At 64.5% G+C, this 26,121-nt stretch carries 25 protein-coding genes; 11 read left to right on the top strand and 14 right to left on the bottom strand.

Going from position 1 to position 26,121, the window contains the following annotated elements; all coding sequences use genetic code 11:
* Nucleotides 1–20 precede the first annotated feature (20 nt).
* On the bottom strand, nucleotides 21–728 hold the full coding sequence (locus AC0IYS_RS03145; protein ID WP_471703803.1) for an HAD family hydrolase: 708 nt from the start codon (nucleotides 726–728) through the stop codon (nucleotides 21–23).
* 214 nt (nucleotides 729–942) lie between these two features.
* On the opposite strand from AC0IYS_RS03145, the gene AC0IYS_RS03140 reads away from it, so the two are divergent.
* Both AC0IYS_RS03140 and AC0IYS_RS03135 read left to right on the top strand, forming a co-directional pair.
* Nucleotides 943–1,593 (top strand): hypothetical protein, encoded by a 651-nt coding sequence (locus tag AC0IYS_RS03140; protein ID WP_471703802.1) that lies wholly within the window; start codon nucleotides 943–945, stop codon nucleotides 1,591–1,593.
* 29 nt (nucleotides 1,594–1,622) lie between these two features.
* On the top strand, nucleotides 1,623–2,267 hold the full coding sequence (locus tag AC0IYS_RS03135; RefSeq protein WP_471703801.1) for a hypothetical protein: 645 nt from the start codon (nucleotides 1,623–1,625) through the stop codon (nucleotides 2,265–2,267).
* Between the two features lie 275 nt (nucleotides 2,268–2,542).
* Here AC0IYS_RS03135 and rsmA read toward each other — a convergent pair whose 3' ends face one another.
* From rsmA to AC0IYS_RS03115, 4 genes are all read right to left on the bottom strand, one after another.
* Nucleotides 2,543–3,313, bottom strand: coding sequence for a 16S rRNA (adenine(1518)-N(6)/adenine(1519)-N(6))-dimethyltransferase RsmA (gene rsmA / locus AC0IYS_RS03130; RefSeq protein WP_471703800.1), 771 nt, complete (start codon nucleotides 3,311–3,313; stop codon nucleotides 2,543–2,545).
* Nucleotides 3,314–3,337: 24 nt separating this feature from the next.
* Complete coding sequence (pdxA, locus tag AC0IYS_RS03125) at nucleotides 3,338–4,402, bottom strand: 4-hydroxythreonine-4-phosphate dehydrogenase PdxA (RefSeq protein WP_471708784.1); 1,065 nt, start codon at nucleotides 4,400–4,402, stop codon at nucleotides 3,338–3,340.
* A 64-nt stretch (nucleotides 4,403–4,466) separates the two neighbouring features.
* On the bottom strand, nucleotides 4,467–5,930 hold the full coding sequence (locus AC0IYS_RS03120) for a peptidylprolyl isomerase (RefSeq protein ID WP_471703799.1): 1,464 nt from the start codon (nucleotides 5,928–5,930) through the stop codon (nucleotides 4,467–4,469).
* Nucleotides 5,931–6,042: 112 nt separating this feature from the next.
* Nucleotides 6,043–8,307, bottom strand: a complete 2,265-nt coding sequence (locus AC0IYS_RS03115) for an LPS-assembly protein LptD (protein WP_471703798.1) — start codon at nucleotides 8,305–8,307, stop codon at nucleotides 6,043–6,045.
* A gap of 107 nt (nucleotides 8,308–8,414) precedes the next feature.
* On the opposite strand from AC0IYS_RS03115, the gene AC0IYS_RS03110 reads away from it, so the two are divergent.
* From AC0IYS_RS03110 to AC0IYS_RS03090, 5 genes are read left to right on the top strand one after another with little or no spacing between them, the layout of a single operon-like run.
* Complete coding sequence (locus AC0IYS_RS03110; RefSeq protein WP_471703797.1) at nucleotides 8,415–9,485, top strand: aminoglycoside phosphotransferase family protein; 1,071 nt, start codon at nucleotides 8,415–8,417, stop codon at nucleotides 9,483–9,485.
* A 13-nt stretch (nucleotides 9,486–9,498) separates the two neighbouring features.
* Nucleotides 9,499–10,242, top strand: a complete 744-nt coding sequence (gene murU, locus AC0IYS_RS03105) for an N-acetylmuramate alpha-1-phosphate uridylyltransferase MurU (RefSeq protein ID WP_471703796.1) — start codon at nucleotides 9,499–9,501, stop codon at nucleotides 10,240–10,242.
* A complete protein-coding gene (locus AC0IYS_RS03100) occupies nucleotides 10,242–11,600 on the top strand; it encodes an aminopeptidase P N-terminal domain-containing protein (protein WP_471703795.1) in 1,359 nt (452 codons plus the stop codon). The genes murU and AC0IYS_RS03100 overlap by 1 nt, the downstream gene beginning before the upstream one ends.
* Complete coding sequence (locus tag AC0IYS_RS03095) at nucleotides 11,597–12,748, top strand: UbiH/UbiF/VisC/COQ6 family ubiquinone biosynthesis hydroxylase (RefSeq protein WP_471703794.1); 1,152 nt, start codon at nucleotides 11,597–11,599, stop codon at nucleotides 12,746–12,748. The genes AC0IYS_RS03100 and AC0IYS_RS03095 overlap by 4 nt, the downstream gene beginning before the upstream one ends.
* A gap of 3 nt (nucleotides 12,749–12,751) precedes the next feature.
* Nucleotides 12,752–13,651 carry a J domain-containing protein gene (locus tag AC0IYS_RS03090; RefSeq protein ID WP_471703793.1) on the top strand — a complete coding sequence of 300 codons (900 nt, stop codon included), beginning with the start codon at nucleotides 12,752–12,754 and terminating at the stop codon, nucleotides 13,649–13,651.
* Between the two features lie 325 nt (nucleotides 13,652–13,976).
* On the opposite strand, the gene AC0IYS_RS03085 is transcribed toward AC0IYS_RS03090, so the two are convergent.
* From AC0IYS_RS03085 to AC0IYS_RS03070, 4 genes are all read right to left on the bottom strand, one after another.
* Nucleotides 13,977–14,741, bottom strand: a complete 765-nt coding sequence (locus tag AC0IYS_RS03085) for an SDR family oxidoreductase (RefSeq protein WP_471703792.1) — start codon at nucleotides 14,739–14,741, stop codon at nucleotides 13,977–13,979.
* A gap of 107 nt (nucleotides 14,742–14,848) precedes the next feature.
* Nucleotides 14,849–16,324: an NAD(P)(+) transhydrogenase (Re/Si-specific) subunit beta gene (locus AC0IYS_RS03080; RefSeq protein WP_471703791.1), complete on the bottom strand. Its 1,476-nt coding sequence runs from the start codon at nucleotides 16,322–16,324 to the stop codon at nucleotides 14,849–14,851.
* Nucleotides 16,321–16,650: an NAD(P) transhydrogenase subunit alpha part 2 gene (locus AC0IYS_RS03075; RefSeq protein WP_471703790.1), complete on the bottom strand. Its 330-nt coding sequence runs from the start codon at nucleotides 16,648–16,650 to the stop codon at nucleotides 16,321–16,323. The genes AC0IYS_RS03080 and AC0IYS_RS03075 overlap by 4 nt, the downstream gene beginning before the upstream one ends.
* Before the next feature lie 11 nt (nucleotides 16,651–16,661).
* Nucleotides 16,662–17,774, bottom strand: a complete 1,113-nt coding sequence (locus AC0IYS_RS03070) for a Re/Si-specific NAD(P)(+) transhydrogenase subunit alpha (RefSeq protein WP_471703789.1) — start codon at nucleotides 17,772–17,774, stop codon at nucleotides 16,662–16,664.
* A 303-nt stretch (nucleotides 17,775–18,077) separates the two neighbouring features.
* On the opposite strand from AC0IYS_RS03070, the gene AC0IYS_RS03065 reads away from it, so the two are divergent.
* Both AC0IYS_RS03065 and mnmA read left to right on the top strand, forming a co-directional pair.
* On the top strand, nucleotides 18,078–18,575 hold the full coding sequence (locus tag AC0IYS_RS03065) for an NUDIX hydrolase (RefSeq protein WP_471703787.1): 498 nt from the start codon (nucleotides 18,078–18,080) through the stop codon (nucleotides 18,573–18,575).
* Between the two features lie 15 nt (nucleotides 18,576–18,590).
* Nucleotides 18,591–19,712 carry a tRNA 2-thiouridine(34) synthase MnmA gene (gene mnmA, locus AC0IYS_RS03060; RefSeq protein ID WP_471703786.1) on the top strand — a complete coding sequence of 374 codons (1,122 nt, stop codon included), beginning with the start codon at nucleotides 18,591–18,593 and terminating at the stop codon, nucleotides 19,710–19,712.
* Between the two features lie 174 nt (nucleotides 19,713–19,886).
* On the opposite strand, the gene AC0IYS_RS03055 is transcribed toward mnmA, so the two are convergent.
* The 3 genes from AC0IYS_RS03055 to AC0IYS_RS03045 are packed head-to-tail and all read right to left on the bottom strand — an operon-like array spanning nucleotide 19,887 to nucleotide 21,854.
* Entirely contained in the window at nucleotides 19,887–20,312 is a 426-nt protein-coding gene (locus tag AC0IYS_RS03055; protein ID WP_471703785.1) for a response regulator, read from the bottom strand.
* Between the two features lie 38 nt (nucleotides 20,313–20,350).
* On the bottom strand, nucleotides 20,351–21,127 hold the full coding sequence (locus AC0IYS_RS03050) for a 5'-3' exonuclease (RefSeq protein WP_471703784.1): 777 nt from the start codon (nucleotides 21,125–21,127) through the stop codon (nucleotides 20,351–20,353).
* 55 nt (nucleotides 21,128–21,182) lie between these two features.
* On the bottom strand, nucleotides 21,183–21,854 hold the full coding sequence (locus AC0IYS_RS03045; protein WP_471703783.1) for a glutathione S-transferase: 672 nt from the start codon (nucleotides 21,852–21,854) through the stop codon (nucleotides 21,183–21,185).
* Between the two features lie 148 nt (nucleotides 21,855–22,002).
* On the opposite strand from AC0IYS_RS03045, the gene AC0IYS_RS03040 reads away from it, so the two are divergent.
* Nucleotides 22,003–23,613, top strand: coding sequence for an FMN-binding glutamate synthase family protein (locus AC0IYS_RS03040; protein WP_471703782.1), 1,611 nt, complete (start codon nucleotides 22,003–22,005; stop codon nucleotides 23,611–23,613).
* A gap of 94 nt (nucleotides 23,614–23,707) precedes the next feature.
* Nucleotides 23,708–25,429 carry a ubiquinone-dependent pyruvate dehydrogenase gene (gene poxB, locus AC0IYS_RS03035; RefSeq protein WP_471703781.1) on the top strand — a complete coding sequence of 574 codons (1,722 nt, stop codon included), beginning with the start codon at nucleotides 23,708–23,710 and terminating at the stop codon, nucleotides 25,427–25,429.
* A 15-nt stretch (nucleotides 25,430–25,444) separates the two neighbouring features.
* On the opposite strand, the gene AC0IYS_RS03030 is transcribed toward poxB, so the two are convergent.
* Together AC0IYS_RS03030 and AC0IYS_RS03025 are read right to left on the bottom strand one after the other, a co-directional pair.
* The gene (locus AC0IYS_RS03030) at nucleotides 25,445–25,744 is read right to left on the bottom strand and encodes a BrnA antitoxin family protein (protein WP_471703780.1); all 300 of its coding nucleotides are present in this window, start codon (nucleotides 25,742–25,744) and stop codon (nucleotides 25,445–25,447) included.
* Complete coding sequence (locus AC0IYS_RS03025) at nucleotides 25,725–25,997, bottom strand: BrnT family toxin (RefSeq protein ID WP_471703779.1); 273 nt, start codon at nucleotides 25,995–25,997, stop codon at nucleotides 25,725–25,727. Before AC0IYS_RS03025 ends, AC0IYS_RS03030 begins: the two co-directional genes overlap by 20 nt.
* Nucleotides 25,998–26,121 lie beyond the last annotated feature (124 nt).

The following is a 26,121-nucleotide window of genomic DNA, read 5'->3' as shown; positions in this document are numbered from 1 at the left end:
CCGGGGGCTGTCGTGTGACATCAATGCCCCAGTTGTTGCCTCACCCAGGCCAGCAGCGCGTGGAAATCGGCGCAAATCGCGTCAGGCACGATGCCGGCGTCGAGGTGGGCGGTGCTGCCGGTGCGGTTCATCCACACCGCCCGCATGCCCACCGACTGCGCGCCGCGCACGTCCAGGCGCAGGTCGTCGCCGACGTAGACGGCGTCGGCCGGCGCCACGCCCATCGCCTCGCAGGCGGCCAGGAAGATGGACGGGTCGGGCTTGGCGCGGCCGAAGCGGGCCGAGGCCAGCGCCACCTCGAAATGGTGGTGCAGGCCGATGACTTCAAGGTCGGCGTTGCCGTTGGTGATCACGCCCAGCCGCAGCATGCCGCCCAGCTCGGCGAGCACGGGGGCGACGTCGTCGAACAGGGTGACCGCGTTGCGCAGCACGTTGAAGTGTTCCATCGCGCCGTCGATGTGGGCCGCGTCCTCGCCGGTCTCGGCGAACACGGCCTCGAGCGCGAGGCGGCGCAGACGGTACAGGTCGGCCGTCAGCTCCGGCTGTTGTTCCAGCAGCGCCAGGCGCAGCGCGCGCAGCGCCTCGACCGAATACTTGCTCGTCACGGCCGGGGCGCGCTCGGCCAGCCAGGCGTGCCAGCCGGTTTCGGCGGCCGCGATGACTGGGCCGATCGGCCACAGGGTATCGTCCAGATCGAACAGCAGGGCTTGCGGTGGGCGTGGTGTCATGGGCGGCGAAAAATGGAGTGGATTCCGGACTATTGTCGCACCGATCGCGCTCCGACCACACTCCGGTCGCGCGTCGCCTGGCGCCGCGCCCTAACAAGCTGTTACATCCATTGGGGTCACTGGTGTTACCAAATGCACTAAAATACGGGGCAAATCCGTGTAAGATGCTGCACCCGTGCGTGCTGCCGGCCCTATTCGTTTTGGAGAAGATTTTATGAAAAGTATGTATCCGCGTGCGGGCCTGGCCCTGCTGTGTGCCGCTGTCCTGAGCGCCTGCGGCGGCAATGGCAGTGGCAGCATGCTGCTGCAGGGCAGTATCAGCGGCTTGAACAAGTCCGGTTTGGTGCTGATCAACCGCCCGACCGGCGAAAAGATCACCATCGCGCCCAACGCCACCTCGTTCCAGTTCACCCGCCTGATCGCGGTCGATGAATCGTTCGACATTCAAATCGACACCCCGCCAAGCGGCGCCACGTGCAAACTGACCGATAACACCAACAAGGCCAACTCCTTCACCTCGTATCGGACGGTGGTCAGTTGCACCACCAATCCATGGGTGCTGAGCGGCAAAGTGCAGGGCCTGGCCGACGACGGCGTGACCGGCACCAACGACGGCGTGACCCTGGCGAACGGCCCGGACACCGTGTATATCGCCGCGCCCGCGCCTGCGGCAGCCGGCGCCGAAGTACGGTTTTCCTTCGCCAACACGGTCGGCGAGGGTTCGCCTTATGGCGTGACCGTGCTGGCGCAGCCGTCCAACCGCACCTGCTCGGTCATCGCGCCGGTCACCGGCTCCGTACCAGGCGCCGGTGTGATGCCCGCCGGCAATGACGACCGGCTGGTCGTCAACTGCGTCGCAAAATAAACACGCTGGCTCAATCTTTGGAGAATCACATGAAATTATCGTATCTGGGCGCCATCGTGGCGCTGAGCGCGGCGGCCCTGCTGGCCGGCTGCGGCGGCAAGGCGCAATACACGGTGCAGGGCACGATCAACGGCCTGGCCACGCCCGGCCTGCAACTGAGCAACGGCGGCGAAACCATTTCCATCCCGGCCGGCGCCACCACCTTCGCGTTCCCGCGCCAGATCGGCTACGGCACCAGCTACGCCGTATCGTTCACCCAGCAGCCGGAGCACATGGCCTGCCAGTTTGACACCATCAACACCGGTTCGGCCGGCCAGACGGTGGCGATTTCTGTGGCGATTTCGTGCGTGCGCAGGGCGTATTCGCTGGGCGGCCAGTTCAAGGGCCTGGTCCCGGTCCCGGCCGTGGGCACCACGGCCGCCGTACCGCGCACCGTAACCCTGCTGAACGGCTCGGCCGGCGGCCAAGTGACCCTGACCAGCCCGACCGACGGCAGCGGAACCGGCGATTTCGCCTTCCCGGTCGCCGTGGCGGACGGCCAGTCGTATGGTGTGACCATCCACCCGGACACCACCCTGAGCTCGGCCGACATCACCTGCACGGTGAAAAACGGCGTCGGCGTCATGGGCGAAGCGGCCGTCACCAATCTGCTGGTGGAGTGCAAGCCTAAATAAAAGCGGGAGCGGGAGACTTCAGATATTCACAGACCTGATGTTTGATATGTGAAAAATAAAGTGGCGTGATATACCGCGACGCACCATACTGTACTTGTCTCCTCCACTTCTTGCAAAGGAATTGGATTTAGCCCGCTTTAACCAGCGGGCTTTTTTTTGCCTGCAACTTTAAACCAGCGGGGGTCAAGTCTGACATTCAGACACGGGCTTTACCGTACTGCCGACTTCAAGGACGAGGTCGTGTCCGAATGTCAGACTTGACCCCGGAGGATGGATTATTTGAGGAGGTTGGCGAGGGCGACGTACTGGGCCAGGCCGACCATTTCCGGACGGTGGGTCGGGTCGATGCCCGCTTCGACGATCTGCGCTTCGGTAAACATGCCGGCCAGGCAGTTGCGGATCACCTTGCGGCGCTGCGAAAACGCCTTCAGCACCACCGCCTCCAGGGTCGGGCCGTCGCACGGCAGCTGCTCGGCCACCGGGATCATGCGCACGATCGCCGATTCGACCTTCGGCGGCGGATCGAACGCTTCCGGCGGCACCACGAACAACAACGACATGTCATAGCGCCATTGCAACATCACCGACAGGCGGCCGTAGGTCTTGCTGCCCGGCTCGGCCACCATGCGCTCGACCACCTCTTTTTGCAGCATGAAGTGCTGGTCCTTGACCAGCGGCGCGAACGTGGCCAGGTGGAACAGCAACGGGCTGGAAATGTTGTACGGCAGGTTGCCGACAATGCGCAACTTCTCCCCCGCCGGCACCGGGATGGTGCTGTAGTCGAACTTGAGCGCGTCGCCCGCGTGGATGGTCAGCTTGGCCGGGTTGTAGGTCTTTTCCAGGCGGGCGACCAGGTCGCGGTCGAGTTCGACCACGTGCATCATCTTGAGCGTGCGCATCAGCTGCTCGGTCATCGCGCCCAGGCCCGGGCCGATCTCGACCATGGCGTCGTCCGGCGCCGGCGCGATCGCCTCGGTGATGCTCGACAGGACGTATTTGTCGTGCAGGAAGTTCTGGCCAAAGCGTTTGCGGGCTACGTGTTTCATGGTTTTCTTCTAATCAGTGAGTGTTCAAAGGCCGGCGACGGCGTCGGCCATCGCCAGCGCGGTGGCGATGGCCGCCTCCATGCTGCCGCAGTCGGCCAGGCCGAGGCCTTGCGCGGCCAGGTCCAGCGCCGTGCCGTGGTCGACCGAGGTGCGGATCAGCGGCAGGCCGAGCGTGATGTTGACGCCCTGTCCGAACGTGGCGTACTTGAGCACCGGCAGGCCCTGGTCGTGGTACATGGCCAGCACGCAGTCGGCGTCCTTCAGGTATTTGTGCTGGAACAGGGTGTCGGCCGGGTACGGGCCGCGGGCGTCGATGCCGCGCGCCTGCGCCGCCGCGATGGCCGGCGCGATGACGTCGATGTCCTCGCGGCCCAGGTAGCCGCCCTCGCCCGCGTGCGGGTTCAGGCCGCACAGCAGGATGCGCGGGGCGGCGATGCCGAACTTGGTTTTAAGATCGTGGTCGAGGATGTCGAGGATGCGCGCCAGGCCTTCTTGCGTGAGGGCGGCGGCGACTTCCTTGAGCGCCAGGTGGGTGGTGGCCAGCGCCACCCGCAGCGGCGGCGGCATGGTGCCGCCGGCCGGCGCCGGCGGCTGGCCGGCCAGCATCATCACCACTTGCGCGGTGCCGGTCTGGTCGGCGAAGTATTCGGTGTGGCCGGAGAATTTGACGCCGGCGTCGTTGATGGTGCTTTTTTGCAGCGGCGCGGTGACGACCGCCTCGAACCAGCCGGCGCGCACGCCTTCGATGGCGGCGTCCAGGGTGGCCAGCACGGCGCGGCCGTTGTTCTTGTCGAGTTTGCCAGGCACGACGTGGGCGTCGAGCGGCACGTCGATCACGCTGATGCGTTCGGGGCCGAAGTGCGGCAGGCCGCCGTTGCGCACCGCCTGCAACGACAGCGCCGACAGCCGGATGGCCGGGTCGATGTCGGCGGCGATCATTGAGAGGAAGGCGGCGTCGCCCAGCAGCACGCAATTGACTTCGTGCCGCCGCGCCCAGGCGGCGCGGATCGAGATTTCCGGGCCGATGCCGGCCGGCTCGCCGACGGTGACGGCCAGCACAGGCCGCCCCCGGCGACGGGCGGGAACCATGGGGGCCGCATCTGCGCGCCCGGTGGATAAAGTGGCGCTCATGTGCTCCCCTGTCGCGGCGTGGTTACTGTTTCGCGGCCGCCGCGGCGGCGGCGCCCTCTTCGGTGCGGAACTCGACGTAGGCGCGGTCGCGCACTTCACGCTGCCAGCTGTCGGTTGCCTCTTCCATCTTGCGTTCGCGGATGGCTTGGCGCGCGTTGTTGCGCTCGCGCTCCTTGGAGACGTCGTCGCTCTTGCGCTCGAGCACCTCGATCAGGTGCACGCCGAAGCTGGTCTCGACCGGCTGCGACACTTCGCCGATTTTCAGGTTGTTCATCGCGGCCTCGAACTCGGGCATCGTATCGCCCGGGTACAGCCAGCCCAAATCGCCGCCCTTGGCAGCCGAGCCGTCGTTCGACACCAGGCGCGCCAGGTCCTCGAACTTGGCGGCGTTGTTGTCCAGGCGTTCCTTCAGTTCGGCCAGCTTGCGCTTGGCGTCGGCCGCGCTCATCGTCGGCGTGACCTTGATCAGGATGTGGCGCGCGTGGGTCTGCTGCACCGACTGGGCGGCCTGCGCCTCTGCCACGCTGCGGCGGTCCACCGCCTTCAGGATGTGGAAGGCGCCGGTGCTTTTGATGATCGGCGTGACCTGGCCCGGTTTGAGTTTGACCAGCGCCTCGGCGAACACCGGCGGCAGCCGCTCCGGCAGGCGCCAGCCGACCACGCCGCCCTCCAGCGCGTCGCTGGAGTCCGAATAGGTGGCGGCCATCTTGGCGAAGTCGGCGCCGGTGCGCAGCTGGCGCATCACTTCCTCGGCGCGGGCGCGGCGCTGGGCGATCACCTCGGCGGTGGCGTTGTCCGGGATGCGCACCATGATTTGCGAAATATTGATCTCGAACTGCTCGGCGGCGGCGGCCTTCTCGGCGGCCAGGAAGCTGTCGACCTCGGCGTCGGAGATCTGGATCTTGGCGTCGACCTCGTGCTCGCGCAGGCGCTGCATGATGATTTCTTCGCGGATTTCTTCGCGGAAGGCGGCGAACGGCGTGCCGTCCTTTTCCATCTGGTTGCGCATGTCCTGTACGCTGATCTTTTGCGACTCGGCGATGCGGCCGATCGCGCGGTCGAGCTGGGTGTCGTCGACACGCACGCCCATCTCCTTGGCCATCTGCAGCTGGGCGCGCTCGACGATCATGCGCTCGAGCAGCTGGCGTTGCAGGTCGGCGGCGGCCGGCATCTGCACCTTCTGCGCCTGCATGCGGGCGGTGACGGTCTTGATGCGGTTGGCCAGCTCGCGCTGGGTGATGACGTCGTCGTTGACGACGACGACGATGGAGTCGATGGCGACGTTGCTCGACGAGCCGGGCGGAATGAAGCCCTTGCCGTCGGCCTTGGCATCAGCCTTGCCATCGGTCTTGGCGGCCGCGCCGCCGGTGGCGGACGCGGCCGGGGTGGTGACGGCGGGGGCGGCCGGCGCCGGCGCCGGTTTTTTCGAGAACAGGCTGCAACCGCCCAGGGCGGTGGTGCACAACAGGACGGCGAGTAGCTTCATTTGGTACATACTGGCATTACGCATGGTAGAACGCTCATGAGTCAGGTGTAAAAAAAATCAAAAGGCGCGCGCCCCGGCCAGGGGACGGCGGCGCGCGCCCGGATGCCTTGCTTTAGCGGCCGTAGCCCTCGTTCAAACGCTGATACCCCGGAATACTGTTTTTCATCGCCTCGATCGGGCTGCCCACGCCCAGGTGCGACAGGCCGTTGAGTTCGAGCTGGAAGAAGATCGGCGTCGACGCCGTGGTCGAGGTGGTCACGAAGCGCTGCGCGCCCATGCGGAACACCCAGCAGTCGGCCTTGTATTCGAGACCGATCAGGCTCTCGAGGATTTTGCTCGCCTGCATCGAGTAGCTGACCCGGCCGACACCGTACCAGCGCTGGAAAATCGGCCACTGGCTGGAGACCTCGATGTTCTTGAAGCTGTCGCGCAGGTAGCGGTAGCCGACGTTGAGCACTTTTTTCGGCGCCGGGATCCATTGCGCCGTGTAGCTTTGCGACACCACCCGGCTCTGGCTCGGATTGTACTGCAGCGCGCTGTCGAAGCCCCAATGTTCGGAGATGCGGCCGTTGGCGGCGAGCAGGATGTCGGAGCGGGCCTCGCTCACCGGTGTGGTCGAGGCCAGCTGCACGCGCTGGTCCTCGAAGTAGAAGCGCTGGCCGAACGCCAGGCGCAGCTGCTCGGCGCCGGAGGCGTCGAGGAAGCGCGACACCAGCGCGGCGGTGAGCTGGTTGGCGTCGCCGACGCGGTCCGAGCCGACGAAGCGGTTCTCGCTGAAGATCTGGCTGAAGTTGAACGTGGCCGCGTCGGTGTCGAAGGTCGGGAACTGGCTCTGGTCGCGGTACGGCGTCTTGACGTAAAACAGCCGCGGCTCGAGCGTTTGCGTCATTTCCTTGTTCTGGAATTTGACGTCGCGCTCGAACACCAGGCCCGAGTCGAGCGAGACGGTCGGCACCACGCGCGACAGGTTGCGCGACGATTGCGCGCCGAAGCTGTCGAGCGAATACGTGGCCATATTGACCATGACCTTGGGCGTGATGAAGTAGCTCGGGCCGACGATCGGATAGCTCAGTTGCGGAATGCCCACCAGGCGGGTGCCGTTGATCAGGGTCGGATGGCTAAAGCGCGTGAGCTCGCTGTCGAAGGCCCAGTCGAAGCCGCCGGCCACGTCGTACTGGGCGGCGTGGAAGTTGATCGCCGGTAGCCGGTCGTACGGGCGCGTGACGAACAGCGACGGGTCGGTCACCGAGGCCGGGTCCTGCAGCACCTGGTACTTTTGCACGCGCGCGGTCAGGGTCCAGATGTCGCCGTGGTAATCGGTGCGCAGCTCGCGCAGCAGCTGGCGCTCGGTCGAGCTCGAGACGGTCTTGGAGAAATCGTTCGGATAGTTGTTGTCCGACGCCGCGCGCAGGTTCCACGAGAACGCCCAGTCCTCGGTGATGTCCTGCTTGTGGCTCGAGCGCACGGTCCAGCGGTCGGTCGAGCCGCCCGGCGTCTCCGGCACGAATTTTTTATCGTGCGGCATGTACTCGAGGTAGGTGTCGCCCTGGTACAGGCCGCCTTCGGTCTCGCCCAGGTAGCGCGCGTGCGCGCCGAGCTGGAAGCCGCGCCGCGTGATGACCTTGGGGAACAAGGTCAGGTCGCGGTTGGGAGCGATGTTGAAGTAATACGGCACCACCAGCTCGGGGCCGGTGCGCGAACCGACGCCCGGCGTCGGCGAGAGCCAGCCGGAGCGGCGCGCGCCCGACAGCGAGAACGACAGCGCCGGCGTGCCCAGGATCGGTACGTCCTTGAAATACACCACCGTGTGGCTGGCGGTGCCGACGTCGCGCCCGGAGTCCAGGTTGAGCGTGCTCGAACGCAGGTACCAGTCCGGATTGGCGCCCTCGCAGGTGCTGTAGGTGCCGTTGACGACCTGCGCCTCGTCCTCGTTGATGAAGTTGATGCGCTCGGCGCTGCCCTGGGCGTTGTTGGCCGCCATCCGGTAGGTCGGCTCCAGCATGTAGCCCTTGCCGCTGTCCATATTGAGCTTGAGCTCGGTGCCGGTGTAGTAGTCGCCCCAGCGCCAGATCTTGACGGCGCCCTTGGCCTCGACCTCGTTCTCGACCTGGCGGAAGCAGGCGTAGTCGGACTGCACCTTGGTCTGGTCCTTGACGACCTCGGCGTTACGTTCGAGCACCACCTCGCGCTCGGGACGCCCGCTGATATCCTCGGCCTTGACGGTGGTGACGGCGTTCGGGTCTTCCACCCGCGGCACGCGCGGCTTGGGCGCGACGGCCTGGGCATAGGCGTACGACGGCACCGCCGAGACGGTGACGATGGCGGTCAGGGCGTACGCCCAGCGGTGCGAAGTGGGGGGGGCCAGTAGCCAGCGCATGCAGCTCATGAAAAGAAGAGGGATAACACCATGACAGGCGATTTTTTGATTTGAATCCCTTATTATATGGGAATCTTCACCTTACGCCGGTTTCCACGGTTCGCTTAATGTCTTTATTACAGAATTTAACTTCAGATACATCTGGAGCAACGCCGCCGGCCGATCCCCGCCTGGCGCAACTGACCGCCTGGCTGTCCACCCTGGACGTGGTCGATGTGGCAACGGCGCGTCCGGCCTCGGCCGACGCCAGCTTCCGCCGCTACTTCCGCGTCGAGGTGCTGCCCGCGCACCGCGCCGCGCTCGGCGCCACCCTGATCGTCATGGACGCGCCGCCGGAGCGCGAAAACGTGCTGGCCTTCGTCAAGGTTGACGAAATGCTCACGCACGCCGGCGTCACCGTGCCGCGCATCGTCGCCACCGACTACGAACGCGGCTTCATGCTGATGTCCGACCTGGGCGTGACGACCTACCTGCAGGTGCTCGACCACGACAACGCCTCGACCATGTACGCCGAGGCGCTCGAGTCGCTGGTGCGCTTCCAGGCCACCAGCGCGCCCGACGTGCTGCCCGAATACGACCGCGCCTTCCTGCTGCGCGAAATGAACCTGTTCCCCGAGTGGTACATCGGCAAGCACCTGGGCGCGACCTTGACCGACAAGCAAAGCGCCGAGCTGCAGGGCGTGTTCGAGGCGATTTTGGCCAACGTCACGGCGCAGCAGCAGGTGTTCGTGCACCGCGACTTCCATTCGCGCAACCTGATGTGGATGGACGCCGGCAACCCGGGCGTGCTCGACTTCCAGGACGCGCTGTACGGCCCGGTCACCTACGACCTGGCCTCGCTGCTGCGCGACGCCTACGTGCAATGGGACGAGGAGCTGGTGCTCGACTGGGCGATCCGCTACTGGCAGCACGCCAAGTCGGCCGGCCTGCCGGTCAACAAGGACATCGACGCCTTCTACAAGGACTTCGAGTACATGGGCCTGCAGCGCCACCTGAAGATCCTGGGCCTGTTCTGCCGCCTGTACCACCGCGACGGCAAGGAGCAGTACCTGGGCGACCTGCCGACCGTGATGGACTACGTGCGCAAGACCGCCAACCGCTACAAGGACCTCAAGCCGCTGGTGCGCCTGCTCGACACGCTCGAGGACAAGCAGCCGCAAGTCGGCTACACGTTCTGATGACGGGGCGCCTATGAAAGCGATGATCTTCGCCGCCGGGCGCGGCGAGCGCATGCGCCCGCTGACCGACAGCTGCCCCAAGCCGCTGCTTAAAGTGCGCGGCCGGCCGCTGATCGTCTGGCACATTCTCAATCTGGTGCGCGCCGGCATCACCGAGATCGTCATCAACACCGCCCACCTGGGCGAGGCGATCGAGCGCGAGCTGGGCGACGGCGGCAAGTACGGCGCGAAATTGCTGTACTCGCGCGAGACGACGGCGCTGGAAACGGCCGGCGGCGTCGCCACCGCGCGCCACCTGCTGGGCGAGGAACCGTTCGTGGCCGTATCGGGCGACATCTACTGCCCCTACTTCGACTTCGAACAGGTCAAGGATGTGCTCAAGGACGAGGACATGTGGGGCAAGCCCTACCCCGCCGACCAGCGCGACGTCTGCTGGCTGTACCTGGTGCCCAATCCGGACTTCCATCCGGAGGGCGACTTCGGCCTGACGATGTATTCGCTGACCAATGACGCCGCCGATGGCGCGCCGAAGTGGACCTTCGGTAATATCGGCGTCTACCGGCCGGACATGTTCGACGGCATCGCGCCGGGCGAGCACGCCAAGCTCGGACCGCTGATCCGCTCGTTCATCGACAAAAAGCAGGTTGGCGGCGAGGTGTACGAGGGCGAGTGGCATAACCTCGGCACCGTCGAGCAGCTGGAACGGCTGAACGCGCCGCTGGCGTCGATGGCGCCCGGCGCCAAGGGCGCGCGCTGATGTCGGCCGCAGTGGCAACCGGGGTGGCAACCTGCGTTGCGCGCCGCGCCCGGGTGCTGGCGGCGATGCCGTCCGGCGCGGTGGCCGTGCTGGGCACGGCGCCGGAAGTTGCGCGCAACAGCGACAGCGACTACCCGTACCGGCACGACAGCTATTTCTATTACCTGACCGGCTTTGCCGAGCCGGAAAGCGTGGTGGTGCTGGTGGCTGCGCGCGGCGACGACGTGCCGGCGCGCTCCATCCTGTTTTGCCGCCAGAAGAACGTCGAGCGCGAGATCTGGGAAGGCTTCCGCCACGGCCCGGACGGCGCCCGCGCGGCCTTCGGCTTCGACGCGGCCTATCCGATCGAAGACCTCGACGGCGAAATCACCAAGCTGCTGGCCGACGCGCCGGCGCTGTACTGCGCCCTGGCCAGCAATCCGTCGCTCGACGCGCAGATCAAGCTTTGGCTGGGCAACGTGCGGCGCATGGCGCGCACCGGCATCACGCCGCCGGCCAGCGCGGTCGACCTGCTGCCGCTGCTCGACGAGATGCGGCTGCTGAAGGACCACGGCGAGCAGGCCACCATGCTGCGCGCGGCCACCATCTCCAGCGCGGCGCACGCGCGGGCGATGCGCGCCTCGCGCCCCGGCATGTTCGAGTACGAGATCGAGGCGGAGCTGCTGTACGAATTCCGCCGCAACGGCGCCCAGGCGCCGGCCTACAACTCGATCGTCGCGGCAGGCGCCAACGCCTGCGTGCTGCACTACAGCGCCAACAACGCGCAAACAAAGGACGGCGATCTGGTGCTAATCGACGCCGGCTGCGAGCTCGATGGCTATGCCTCCGACATCACCCGCACCTATCCGGTCAACGGCCGTTACTCGGCGCCGCAAAAGCGCTTGTATGAACTGGTGCTGGCGGCGCAATCGGCCGCGCTCAAGACCATTGCGCCCGGACTGTCTTATTCCGGCGCCCACGACGCGGCGCTGCGGGTGCTGTCCGAGGGCATGCTCGATCTGGGACTGCTGAAGAAGGATCTCCACGGCGGCGTGGACGACGTCATCGCCAACAAACACTATATGCAGTTCTATATGCACGGCACCGGCCACTGGCTGGGCATGGACGTGCATGACGTCGGCCTGTATCGTGACGTGAACGCGGCCGGCAAACCTTCGCGGGCGCTGCAACCCGGCATGGTGCTGACGGTGGAACCGGGCATCTACGTGCGGCCGGCCGACGGCGTGCCCGAGGAGTATTGGAACACCGGCATCCGCATCGAGGACGATGTGCTGGTCAGCGCCGATGGCCACACCATCCTGAGCGCTGCCGCGCCGAAGACGGTGGCCGAGATTGAAGAAGTCATGCGGCAGCGATGATGGATATTCAAACCGATAGCGACGTCGCCATCTGCGGCGCCGGACCGGCCGGGATGGCACTGGCCGCGCTGCTGGCCAAACGCGGCGTGCCCGCCGCGCGCATCGCGCTGGTCGACGCCAAGTCGCTGGCGCAGGCCAGCAAGGACCCGCGCTCGATCGCGCTGTCCTACGGCAGCCGCCAGATACTCGAGGAAATCGGCGCCTGGCCGGTGCCGGCGACGGCGATCCACCAGATCCACGTCTCGCGCCGCGGACAATTCGGCCGCAGCCTGATCGACCGCGACGAACACAAACTGCCGGCGCTCGGCTATGTCACCCGCTACGGCGATCTGGTGACGGCGTTGGGCGCCGTCTGCGAACGCGCGGGCATCGCGACCTTGCGCCCCGCCCGCGTGGAAGCGCTCGACGAGCTGGCCGATTCGGTGGCGCTGACCATCATCGACACCGCGACCGGGGAAGCGAAGTCGTTAAAGGCGTCCATCGTCGTGCAGGCGGAAGGCGGTTTGTTCAACGACCAGGAGACCCGCTCGCAGCGGCGCGACTACCGGCAGACTGCGATCATCGCGCAGGTGCGCAGCAGCCGGCCGTTCGAGCACCGCGCCTTCGAACGGTTCACCGAGCAAGGCCCGCTGGCACTGCTGCCGCAAGGTGACGAGTATTCGCTGGTGTGGTGCGTGCGTCCCGAGCTGGCCGCGACGTTGCAGGCGCTGGACGATAAAGCTTTTCTTGCCGCGCTGGGCGAGGCGTTCGGCGAGCGCCTTGGCCGCTTCACGCACGCGTCGCCGCGCCTGGCCTTCCCGCTTGGGTTGAATGCCGATCCGCGCGCGACGGCCCGCACGGTCGCCATCGGCAACGCTGCGCAGACCTTGCATCCGGTGGCGGGACAGGGATTGAATCTGGGCCTGCGCGACGTCACCGTGCTGGCGCGCCTGCTGGCGCAAGGCGCCACGCAGGCGATGCTGGCGCAGTTCACCGAGCTTCGCCGGCAGGACCGGACCACGACGGTGCGCCTGACCGACACGATGGCGAGGGTCTTCGCCAACGACTCGCCGGCGCAGGCGCTACTGGGATTGTCGCTGGCCGCCATCGACATGGCCGGCCCGGCGCGCGGCGTGCTGGCCGAGCTGATGATGTACGGCCGCCGCTGAGCTATGCAGGACGCCTACGCCCGACTCGGATTAACACCGGAGGCCAACGAACGCGATATCCGCAAAGCCTACGCGCGCGAACTGAAACAAATCGATCAGCAGAACGACCCAGTCGGCTTTCAGAAATTACGTAGCGCATACGAGTCGCTGCTATTCGGTGCTACACAAAGTGACTCAAACCTGGCGGGAGGACCAACGTCGCAGGCGGAAGAAGATTCCGCCATGGGTGTCGCATATGTAGCTTGGGAACAATGCTTGGCCTCTATCACCCAAGCACAGAAGATAGCCCCCCATGTTTGGGAGGCCAACCTGCGCCAGGCGTTGTTCAGCGAACTGCTTGTCAATCTGAATATTCGCATGCATTTAGAGATGATCATTGCAGATGCACTGGTCTATCGCCGGCAGCCCGGGCATGAATCGTTGTTTATTGCGGCTACCGACATCTTCGGCTGGGAAGATGATCGACGACGACTTAGATTGTTCCATCGCGCCGGCGTCGTGCTTGACCATGCCATCAGCCAGCGTCGTCTGCTGGAAGGGCTTCCCCCGCAAGAACAAGCACCGCTGCGTGCGGCAATCATGAGAATGAGCGATCCCCGTCCACCGGAACTGGAAGATGTCGACAAACACTGCCTTGCAATACGCGATCTGCAACAGCTATTTCCCGCGTTAGTGGCGATCACTGTAGGAAACAGTACCCTTTATCGTTGGCTGAATGCTGGCTCGGATGATGCACTCTACACACCGTCCACAGACGAAGATGAACAATGGGCGACGATGGCAACGTCAAAAAAGCAAGTGGAATATAGATTCTGGCGTGTCGTACTGGTATTCATGTTTCTTGCACCAGTACTGCTGTTCTTCTGCGTGGCCCTGTCTAAATATTTCTACCCTACTACCTAGAAAACGCCGCTGGCGATACAAGCACTTTATCTCCGCAGTGCTGGTCGCATTCCATATCGCCATCGACATTTTGGTTCCGCTCCATGCCGCTTCCTGTGGCAACCCCTCGCTTTCGTTCTCTCTTTTCTTCTATTTTCTTCGCTTCTCTCCTTCTTTTGAGAATGCCCAACGGAATAGAAGAAAGAGAGAAAAATAGAAAAAAATAAGAGCGGAAATAGAAGGTTTACCAGAGTGGCAGCGCAGCGCTCCCCCACTAGCGCTTTCCCATCACATGCGTGCGAAGCAGGGGAACGAATTCGATCCGGAATGGGATCGAATTCGCGTTTCAGGTACGGGTGATCGACGCGCCGCCGTCGATCAGCGACGCGGTGCCGGTGACGAACGACGAGTCATCCGACGCCAGGTACAAGACCGAGCGCGCCAACTCCTCTGGCTGCGCGACGCGCTTCAACGCGTGCAGGTTGGTGATGAAGGACGTCGCCTCCGGCGTATCGTTCATGTCGCGGTACATCTGCGTGTCGACCGCGCCAGGCAGCACCGAATTCACCCGCACGCCTTTCGGACCATATTCCGCCGCCAGCGCCTGCGTCAAACCAATCAAACCCGCCTTGCTGGCCGCGTACGCCGCCACACCTGGAAACGCGAAGCTGTAGCCGACAAACGTCGAGGTGAAAATCACCGAACCGCCGCCATGTTTGATCATCTCGGGAATCTGGTGCTTGGCGCCGAGGAAGGCGCTGGTCAGGTTGGCGGCCAGCGTGTCGTTCCAGCCCCGCTCCGAGACGCCGGTGGTCTCGCCCATTTCACCCAGGGTGCCGGCGTTGTTGTAGGCGATATCGAGCCGGCCATACGCCTCGACGGCGGCGGCGACCAGTTGTGCGTTGAACGCTTCGGAGGTGACGTCGCCGGCCAGCGCGACGGCCTGCCCGCCGTCGGCTTTGATCTCAGCGACCAAGCTGGCCAGTTCGGCCTCGCGGCGCGCGGCGACGACAACCTTGGCGCCTTCGGCGGCGAACAGTTTGGCGGTGGCGCGGCCGATGCCGGACGATGCGCCAGTGACGATTGCGACTTTGTTTTGTAAGCGGTTCATTTTGAGGCTCCTTGTGGTGGGTTAGTGAAGCCATCATAAGATTCACCAACCCAACCATCAATCGGCCAAACAGCAATTAACCATTCACAAAATATGAATTAAAGCCGCTACTCGACGGCCTTGACCATGTCTTCGATGACCTTCTTGGCATCGCCGAACACCATCATCGTATTGGCCTGGTAGAACAGCTCATTATCCAGGCCCGCATAGCCCGAAGCCATCGAGCGCTTGTTGACGATGATGCTCTTGGCCTTGTACGCCTCCAGGATCGGCATGCCGGCGATCGGCGACTTGGGATCCTTGGCGGCCGGGTTGACCACGTCGTTCGCGCCCAGAATCAGCACCACGTCGGTCTGGCCGAATTCGCCGTTAATGTCCTCCATCTCGAACACCTGGTCGTACGGCACCTCGGCCTCGGCCAGCAGCACGTTCATGTGGCCCGGCATGCGCCCGGCCACCGGATGGATCGCGTACTTCACGCTCACGCCCTTGTGCGTCAGCTTCTCGACCAGCTCCTTGAGCGAGTGCTGCGCACGCGCCACCGCCAGGCCGTAGCCCGGCACGATGATCACGCTTTCCGCGTTGGCCATGATGAAGGAGGCGTCGTCCGCCGATCCCGATTTGACCGGACGCTGCTCCTTGGCCCCGCCGCCGCCCGCCTCCGCCGGCGCGCCGCCGAAGCCGCCCAAAATCACGTTGAAGAACGAACGGTTCATCGCCTTGCACATGATGTACGACAGGATGGCGCCGGACGAACCCACCAGCGAGCCGGCGATGATCAGCATCGCGTTATTGAGCGAGAAGCCGATTCCCGCCGCCGCCCAGCCGGAGTAGGAGTTCAGCATCGACACCACCACCGGCATGTCGGCGCCGCCGATCGGAATGATGATCAACACGCCCAGCACGAAGGCGATCGCGGTCATCACCAGGAACGGCGTCCACGCCGGTTCGACACCGCCGGCGAAGCAGAACACCAGCCCGAGGCCGACCATGACGATGGCCAGAATGAGATTCAACATGTGCTGGCCGGCGAAGCTGACCGGCGCACCCTGGAACAGGCGGAACTTGTATTTGCCCGACAGTTTGCCGAAGGCGATCACCGATCCGGAGAACGTGATGGCGCCGACGAAGGTGCCGATGAACAGTTCGATGCGGTTCCCGAACGGCAGCGGCGTGCCGACGGCCGCGATGCCGAAGGCGTGCGGCTCCGACACCGCCGCCACCGCGATGCACACCGCCGCGAGGCCGATCAGCGAGTGCATCGCCGCCACCAGCTCCGGCATCTTGGTCATTTCGACTTTTTTGGCCAGCACCGCGCCGATGCCGCCGCCGACCACCACGCCGACCAGCACCAGGCCGAGGCCCATGCCGCTTCCCGTTCCAACGCCCGCCGCCACCGCGTCCGCGCGCAGCTTGAGGATCAACGCGATCGTCGTCACCACCGCGATCGCCATGCCCGACATGCCGAAGGCGTTGCCGGTGCGCGCCGTGCCCGGCGACGACAGCCCTTTAAGCGCCTGGATGAAGCACACCGACGCGATCAGGTACATCATCGTCACCAGGTTCATGGAGATAAAGTTCATGCGTGATCTCCCGGCTTGGTGGCCGCAGGCTTGGCCTTCGGCTCCTTCTTGCGGAACATCTCCAGCATGCGCTGCGTGACCAGAAAGCCGCCGAATACGTTGACGGCGGCCAGCGCCACGGCCACGGTGCCGGCGACCTGCCCGATCACGCCCTCGGTGAGCGAGGCGGCCAGCATGGCGCCGACGATGATGATCGCCGAAACGGCGTTGGTCACCGCCATCAGCGGCGTGTGTAGCGCCGGCGTGACGGTCCAGACCACGTGGTAGCCGACGTAGATCGCCAGCACGAAGATGATGAGATTGATGATGGTGTGGCTCACTTCCATGATGTCTCCTTTTATTTTCTTAACAGTTCGCCGCCGGCGCACAGCAAGGTCGCCTTGATGATTTCGTCCTCGCGGTCGATCACCAACTTGTCTTCCTTGTCGATAATCAGCTTGAGGAAATCGAGCACGTTGCGCGCGTACAGGGCGGAGGCGTCGGCCGCCACCAAAGTCGCCAGATCGGGCTCGCCGACGATATGCACGCCATGTTTGACCACCGTTTTATTCAGCTCCGACAGCGGGCAGTTGCCGCCTTGGGACACGGCCAGGTCGACGATCACGGAACCGGGCTTCATCGCCTTGACCGTCTCCTCGGAGATCAGCACCGGCGCCGGGCGTCCCGGGATCAGCGCGGTGGTGATGATGATGTCGGCCAGCTTGGCACGTTCGTGCACCAGCTCCGCCTGGCGGCGCATCCAGTCGGCCGGCATCGGCCGCGCGTAGCCGCCCACGCCCTGCGCGATTTCCTTTTCCTCGTCGGTGATGAAGGGCACGTCGATGAACTTCGCGCCCAGCGATTCGACTTGCTCCTTGACCGGCGGGCGTACGTCGGACGCCTCGATGACCGCGCCGAGCCGCTTGGCCGTGGCGATGGCCTGCAGCCCGGCCACGCCCACGCCCATGATCAGCACCCGCGCCGCCTTGACGGTGCCCGCCGCCGTCATCAGCATCGGCATGAAGCGCTGGTAGGTGTTGGCCGCCACCAGCACCGCCTTGTAGCCGGCGATATTGGCCTGCGAGGACAGCACGTCCATCGACTGCGCGCGTGTGATGCGCGGCACCGCCTCTAGCGCGAAGGCTTGCAGGCCGGCCGTGGCCATGGCCGCGTTGTTGTCGGTGTCGAAGGGGTTGAGCATGCCGATCACCACGGTGCCGGATTTGATTTGCGCGCGTTCGTCGGCACTGGGGGCGCGCACCTTGAGCACCACGTCGGCGCCGTACGCCTCGGCCGCGCCGACGATGCGGGCGCCGGCCGCCACATAGGCCTCGTCGGTGACCGAGGCGGCCAGCCCGGCGCCCGATTGCACCAGCACTTCGTGTTTGGCTGCCAGCTTCTTGACTGTTTCGGGTGTGGCCGCGACCCGGGTCTCCCCCGGCCTTGTCTCGGCCGGTACGCTTATTCTCATGGTGCCTCCAATGATTAACAAACTGACTAGAATCTAACACGGAAACGCGGGCCTGCGGCCGCCCAGGGAACCCATCATACGGAATGTGTATTAATCAATACATGACGCTTTTATCACATCATTTATCACTATTTATCATGAAATGCCGTCGAAAATGCTGGATATGGCGCAAACCACCCAGTCAATCACGGTTTATCCGACCAAACCTTGTTTTTGTTCAACACGAACTCATCTTTTAGCGCTCGGGGTTTCAAACCAAACGTCCGGAACAGGCTAAAATGTCGGCTCTTTCAAGGATGACTCATGCCGCGTATCTGGAAACCCTCTGTTACTGTTGCCGCCATCGTCGAAAAAGATGGCAAATTCCTGCTGATCGAAGAAGAGACCAGCGACGGCATCCGCATCAACCAGCCGGCCGGCCATCTCGACCCATACGAGTCGCTCGAGCAGGCCGTGATCCGCGAGACGCTCGAGGAGACAGCCTACGACTTTACGCCGACGGCGCTGGTGGGCATGTACATGTCGCGCTACACCTCCAACCGCACCGGCGAGGAGGTGACGTATTTGCGCTTCACGTTCTGCGGCACGCCCGGCGCGCAGCACGACCGCCCGCTCGACGAGGGCATCCTGCGCACGATGTGGCTCACGCGCGACGAGCTGGCCGCCTGCGCCGACCGTCACCGCAGCCCCACGGTGCTGCAATGCGTCGACGAATACCTGGCCGGGCGCCGAGCCCCGCTGGAACTGATACAAACACACGCCTCCGTGTTCAAGGAGGCGGTGAGCACCGCTAATGGATAGAAGGCTGGAAAAGTAATGAGCAAGAAAAAAGTCGTGATCGGCATGTCGGGCGGGGTCGATTCCTCGGTCGCGGCCTGGATGCTCAAGGAGCAGGGCTACGACGTGGTCGGCCTGTTCATGAAGAACTGGGAAGACGACGACGACTCCGAATACTGCTCGACGCGACAGGACTGGATCGACGCGGCCAGCGTGGCCGACGTCATCGGCGTCGACATCGAGGCGGTCAACTTCGCCAGCGAATACAAGGACCGCGTGTTCGCCGACTTCCTGCGCGAATACCAGGCCGGCCGCACGCCGAACCCGGATGTGCTGTGCAACGCCGAGATCAAATTCAAGGCCTTCCTCGACCACGCGATGCACTTGGGCGCGGACCTGATCGCCACCGGCCACTACGCGCGCGTGCGCCAGAACGGCGACAAGTTCGAGCTGCTCAAAGCCGTCGACCACACCAAGGACCAGAGCTACTTCCTGCACCGCCTGAACCAGGCGCAGTTGTCCAAGACCCTGTTCCCGCTGGGCGAAATCCCGAAGACCGAAGTGCGCCAGATCGCCGAGAAACTCAAGCTGCCCAACGCCGCCAAGAAGGATTCGACCGGCATCTGCTTCATCGGCGAGCGCCCGTTCCGCGAATTTTTAAACCGCTACCTGTCGTACAAACCGGGCCCGATGAAGACCGACGACGGCAAGACCGTCGGCGAGCATGTCGGCCTGTCGTTCTACACGCTGGGCCAGCGCAAGGGCATCGGCGTGGGCGGCATGAAAGCGTACAAGAACCCGGACGGCAGCAGCGACGCTTGGTACGTGGCGCGCAAGGATGTGGCCAACAACACTTTGTACATCGTGCAGGGCCACGAGCATCCGTGGCTGCTGTCGTCGGACCTGCGCGCCGACCAGGCCAGCTGGATCGCCGGCGAAGCGCCGTCGCCACGCGCGATGGCCGCCAAGACGCGCTACCGCCAGGCCGACGTGGCGTGCGAGATCGCGCCCGAAGGCGACTCGGACTTCGCGTTGAAATTCATGGATGCCCAATGGGCGGTCACGCCGGGCCAGTCGGCCGTGCTGTACGACGGCGACGTGTGCCTGGGCGGCGGCATCATCGACAGCTCGACCTTCACATTCACAGGGGGTCAAGTCTGACATTCGGACACGGCTTCAGCCGTATCGGTTTGCTACGGCCGGCCTCGTGTCCGAATGACAGACTTGACCCCGTTATCGTTGTATCGGTTTGCTACGGCCGGCCTCGTGTCCGAATGACAGACTTGACCCCGTTATCGTTGGCCTCGTGTCCGAATGACAGACTTGACCCCGTTATCAGGCTTCGTCGCCGGCTTCGGGTGGGGCGTCCTTCTCGGCCATCGCCGCGCGCTGGCGCTTGACCATCGCGATGACGACGTTGCGGATCGTGTTGAGCACCGTGTCGGCCTTGAACGGCTTGACGATGAAGCCACTCACGCCCATCGCGTGCGCGGCCTGGATGGTGGCGGCGTCGAATTCGCTCGAAACCATGAAGATCAGGGTCTTGGGCCATTTGGTCCGGATTTCCTGCACCACGTCTTCGCCGTTTTCCATCTGCTCGCGGGCGATGCAGACGATGTGCGGGTTGAACTTGATCAGCAGCGCCAGGCCGGCGGCGCAGGTGTGGCTCTGGCCCACCACGTCGTAGCCGCCGTCGAGCAGCACCGTGTTGAGCAGGCCGCGCGCGACCGCGCTGGAATCGATAATGACCGCTTTTAACATCTTGCAAACCTTGTATTAATGAGTGCGCGCGCCACCGGTTATTGCCGGTCCCAGGCCAGCATATTCCAGGTCACGCCGACCCGCACATCTGTTTTCAATTGCACCAATTGTCTCGAAAGATACAGCATTTCGCGCTCTTTTCGTAGAGTTTCGCCCAGCGTGTCCTTCAGAATGCCGGCCCCGGCCATGATGGCGTCCAGATTGCCGTAAGTACGCAACAGTCGGGCCGCCGTCTTGACGCCCACCTTGGACACGCCGGGGATCGAGTCGGTGACGTCGCCCATCAGCGCCAGCAGGTCCGGCAATTGGTCGGCCGGTATGCCCCACTTTTGCTCGACCCAGGCGTGGTCGTGCCACTCGCTCTTGAAATGGTCCCACACGCGCGCGCCGTGGGCGATCAGGCCGTGCAGGTCCTTGTCGGTGGTGGCGATGGTGGCCTCGCCGCGGCCGTCGGCCAGCCAGCGCAGCACCACGGTGCCGATGACGTCGTCGGCCTCGACCTCGGGCAGCGAGACCACGTGCATGCCGAAGCCGGCAAGCTTGTTGTAGAACGCCGGCAGCGCCTCGCGCAGCGGCGACGGCATCGGCGCGCGGCCCTCGCGGTAGCCGGCGTACAGGTCGTGGCGCCAGGTGCGTCCGCCGAAGTCGAAGGCCGGCAGCACGTGGGTCGGTTCGTGGTCGTGCAGCAGCGTGCGGAACGACGACAGCGCGTGGCGCAGCGCGATGTCGGCCTTTTCGGCGCTATCGGGTTCGGGGCTGGCTTCGTAGACGCGGCGCACGATATTGAGGCCGTCGATGGCAAGGAGTCGACCCATGTTCAAATTCATCCGGGCTTGATCAAGCCGCCATTTTACCCGACGTGGCTTAACCTTACTTCAACAACTCATACGGCCCGCCGCGCTCGATGGCGCGCTGGAAGGCCGGGCGGGCGTGGATGCGCTTGAGGAAATCGGTCAGTTTGGGACGGTTGGCGTCGAGCCCGCCACGGGCGGCGGCAGCCTCCAATGGAAAACTCATCTGGATATCGGCCGCGCTGAACTCGGCGCCGGCGAACCACGGCGCGGCGGCCAGCTCGTTTTCCAGGTATGTCAGCTGGGCCTCGATCTGCGGCAGGATATAGCTGCCCTTGACCTTGCGCGCGATGGCCTTGGCGATCGGCTTGACGAAGAACGGCGCCGGACTGGTCTCGACCCGGTCGAACACCAGCTTCATCAGCAGCGGCGCCATCGCCGAGCCTTCGGCGAAGTGCAGGAAATAGGTCCAGCGGCGGCGCTCGGCGGTGCCGGCCGGCGGCACCAGGCGCCCGTTGCCATAGGTCTCGACCAGGTACTCGACGATCGCGCCCGACTCGGCCACGACCACGCCGTTGTCGGTGATCACCGGCGACTTGCCCAGCGGGTGCACCGCGCGCAGCTCGGGCGGCGCCAGCATCGTCTGCGGATCGCGCTGGTAGCGCACGATCTCGTACTCCAGCCCCAGTTCCTCGAGCAGCCAGAGCACGCGCTGCGAGCGCGAATTGTTGAGGTGGTGGACAACGATCATGGTGGTTTCCCGAAAAAGAACGGCCGTGCGCCGCGACCGTGCTAGCTTAGCATTACTGGCCGCCGCGCGTCGCTGACCGATGGGTAATGGATTCCGGAAAGAAACAGCAGTACACTGATCGCTCCAGCCGCCGCCATCCGGACCGCCCATGAATCTGTTTTCCCCGCGCTATATCGCCTTCGTTGCCGCCATCGTCACCCTGCTCGCCTCGCTGGCGCTGGGCGCGCCGTGGTGGATCCCGCTGACCGCCGCCGCGCTCACCGTCGTCGGCGTCACCGACCTGCTGCAAACCAAGCGCGCGCTGCGCCGCAACTACCCGATCCTGGCGCATTTCCGCTTCTTCTTCGAAGCGATCCGCCCCGAGATCCGCCAATACCTGCTGGAGGACGACACGGTGGCCGCGCCGTTCTCGCGCAACCAGCGCAGCATCGTCTACCAGCGCGCCAAGATGGACACCGACAAGCGCCCGTTCGGCACCCAGCTCGACGTCTACGCGCCCGGCTACGAATGGATCAACCACGCCATCGTGCCGGCCCAGGAACAGGGCCACGACTTCCGCATCGAGATCGGCAACCACCCGGACTGCCCGCGCGCGCAGCCGTATTCGGCCAGCGTGTTCAACATCTCGGCGATGAGCTTTGGCGCGCTGTCGGCCAACGCCATCCTGGCGCTGAACGGCGGCGCCAAGGCCGGCGGCTTCATGCACGACACCGGAGAAGGCAGCATCAGTCCCTACCACCGCCAGAACGGCGGCGACCTGGTATGGGAGATCGGCTCCGGCTACTTCGGCTGCCGCGACGCCGACGGCCGCTTCTCCGAGGCGAACTTCGTCGCCAACGCCACCTCGCCGCAAGTGAAGATGATCGAGTTGAAGCTGTCGCAGGGGGCCAAGCCGGGCCACGGCGGCGTGCTGCCGGGCGCCAAGGTGACGATCGAAATCGCCACCACGCGCGGCGTCGCCCTCGGCGTGGATTGCGTCTCGCCGTCGAGCCACTCCGCGTTTGGCACCCCGCTCGAAATGCTGGCGTTTATCGACCGGCTGCGCAATCTGTCGGGCGGCAAGCCGACCGGCTTCAAGCTCGCCATCGGCCACCCTTGGGAATTCTTCGGCATCGTCAAGGCGATGCTGGCGACCGGGATCGCGCCGGACTTCATCGTCGTCGACGGCGGCGAGGGCGGCACCGGCGCCGCGCCGCTGGAATTCACCGACCATGTCGGCACGCCACTGCAGGAGGCGCTGCTGCTGGTGCATAACACGCTGGTGGGCGCCAATTTGCGCGACAAGATCAAGATCGGCGCATCGGGCAAAATCATCACTGCGTTCGACGTCGCCCGCATCATCGCCATGGGCGCCGACTGGTGCAACTCGGCGCGCGGCTTCATGTTCGCGCTCGGGTGCATCCAGTCGCAGAGCTGCCACACCGACAAATGCCCGACCGGCGTCGCCACGCAAGACCCGAACCGGCAACGCGCGCTGGTGGTGCCAGACAAGATGCTGCGCGTGACGCACTTCCATCAGAACACCATGGCCGCACTGGCGCAGCTGATCGCCGCCGCCGGCCTGACGCACCCGTCGCAGCTCAAGCCGCGCCACCTGGTGCGGCGCATCTCGCCCAACCAGGTCAAGCTGGTGTCGCAGTTGCTGCCGTATCTGGAAGCCGGACAGTTGCTCGACCCGAGCCAGCTGGCGCGTCTGCCGCCGGTGTTCGGGTTATATTGGCCGATGGCGCAGGCGGAATCGTTCAATCCGCTGTGCTAGGCGCCCCTCCACAATAGGAGATGGGAAGGCGCGCGGCACTCCACTACACTCGGCTCTCAGATAATTTTTTAACATTTATCCGGGAGGTCGGAATATGAGCGCTACCGCTGCGGACTACATGGCACACACCTTGGCACGGGCTGGCGTCAAGCGCGTGTTCGGCGTGGTCGGGGATTCGTTGAACGGCTTCACCGACGCGCTGCGGCGCGAACAGGCCATCGAATGGGTGCACATGCGCCACGAGGAAGGCGCCGCCTTCGCCGCCGGCGCCGAGGCCCACTTGACGGGCGAACTGGCGGTGTGCGCCGGCAGCTGCGGCCCGGGCAATCTGCACCTGATCAACGGCCTGTTCGACTGCCAGCGCAGCGGCGTGCCGGTGCTGGCGATCGCCGCCCACATTCCGAGCACCGAGATCGGTATCGACTACTTCCAGGCCACGCATCCCGAAAGCCTGTTCAAGGATTGCAGCCACTACGTCGAGCTGGTGTCGAATCCGGCGCTGCTGCCGCAAATCCTGCATCGCGCCATGCGCATCGCGGTGGCGCGGCGTGGGGTCGCCGTCGTGGTCATTCCGGGCGATGTCGCGCTGCAGCCTTTACACGCGGCGGCGCCGGCGTGGCTACTGCCGAATCCTCCGGCGCTCATGCCGAACCCGCGCGATATCGATGAACTGGCGGCGCTGCTCAACGGCGCCGAACGTGTCGCGCTGTTCTGCGGCGCCGGTTGCGCCGGCGCGCACGCCGAGGTCATGGAGTTGGCGCGTACGCTGCAGGCACCCATCGTGCACACCCTGCGCGGCAAGGAATACATCGAGTACGACAACCCGTACGACGTCGGCATGACCGGTTTGGTGGGCTTCGCATCCGGCTACAAGGCGATGAAAGGTTGCGATACCTTGCTGGTGCTGGGCGCCGATTTCCCGTATCGCCAGTTCTTCCCCGAGCAGGCCAAAATCGCGCAGATCGATGTGCGTCCGGAGGCCTTGGGGAACCGCTGCCCGCTGGCGCTGGGCGTGCTGGGCGGCGTGAAGGAGACGCTGGGCGCCTTGCTGCCCAAGCTGGCGGAGAAATCCGATGGCGGCTTCCTGGCAAAGGCACGTGCCGATTATGCCGAGGCGCGCAAAGACCTCGATAGTTTAGCCGTCATCGACGCCGGCACCCGCGCCATCCATCCGCAGGCCATCATGCGCCTGGTCAGCGAACTGGCGGACGACGACGCCATCTTCACCTGCGACGTCGGCACGCCGATCGCCTGGGCGGCGCGCTACCTGAAGTTGAATGGCAAACGGCGGCTGGTCGGCTCGTTCAACCACGGTTCGATGGCCAACGCCATGCTGCACGCGATCGGCGCGCAGGCGTCGCATCCGGACCGGCAGGTGATTTCGCTGTCGGGCGACGGTGGCTTCGCGATGATGATGGGCGAGTTCCTCACGCTGCTGCAGCTCGATTTGCCGGTGAAGATCATTGTGCTCAACAACGGCACCCTGGGTTTCGTCGAGCTGGAGATGAAGGCGAACGGCTTCCTCGACACCGGTTGCGATTTGAAGAATCCGAATTTCGCCGCCATGGCCGAGGCGATGGGCATCAAGGGCATCCGGGTGGAAGACCCGCAGGCGCTGGAGGGCGCGCTGCGCGAGGCGCTGGCCCACAACGGGCCGGTGCTGGTCGATGTGGTGAGCGCGCGCCAGGAGTTGATCATGCCGCCGCACGCGACCTTGGACGAGGCGCACAAGTTCGGCCTGTTCATGATCAAGGCGGTGCTCGATGGCCGCGCCGGTGAGCTGATCGATCTGGCGAAAGTCAATCTGCTGCGCTAGCCGACGCTTGTGAAGCTAGTCAGGGAACGGTAGATAGCCGCGTCGCATCGCCCACTCGCGCAATACGGCGTTCATGCCGGCTTCCCAACCGTCGCCGGTACGTTTGAAGACTTCGATCAGGTCAGCGTCGTAATCTATCCTTAATGACACTTTCGGGGAGCCCGGCGGGGGCAGCAGGCGCAAGCGCCACGGCCGCAGCTGCGCAAGTTGTTCCTCTGTCAGGGGCAATGCATCGGGGTCGGAAAGCGCTGCAGCGGTGATTGCCGCGTCTTCCTCATCTGTTGGTGGAATAATTTCACGTTCGATATGTCGCATAACGTCTTACCTCCGCTTTGTTCGCCTTGCGCAAACTGATAATGCGCTCATTATTGCCTTGCTGAACGAATACAATAAAATACAAGTTCTTGCCGATTAGACCCAGGCCGCATTCGCGTAGTTCGTTGTAGTGAAAGCGCTGGTCAGTCCAGATCACGGCCGTCTCCCATTCGAACGCAGCGGCAGCAGCCAGCGAAATGCCGTGCTTACGGAGATTGAGTGCATCTTTGTTGGGATCAAACGTGATCGCCATGGCTAATCTTAGTCCCAAAGGTTGAAAAATCAAACGATTGGGAAAAGACTAATGGGAGAGGTAGCTGGCGACCTTGCGCAGTCACAGGTGAACATCAACTAGCGCCCGGGCTATGCGCGCACTG

It is taken from the genome of Duganella sp. AC237 (genome assembly GCF_979254035.1).
The sequence above is the reverse complement of the archived record's forward strand: the minus strand, read 5'-3'. Positions and strand labels throughout refer to the sequence as shown.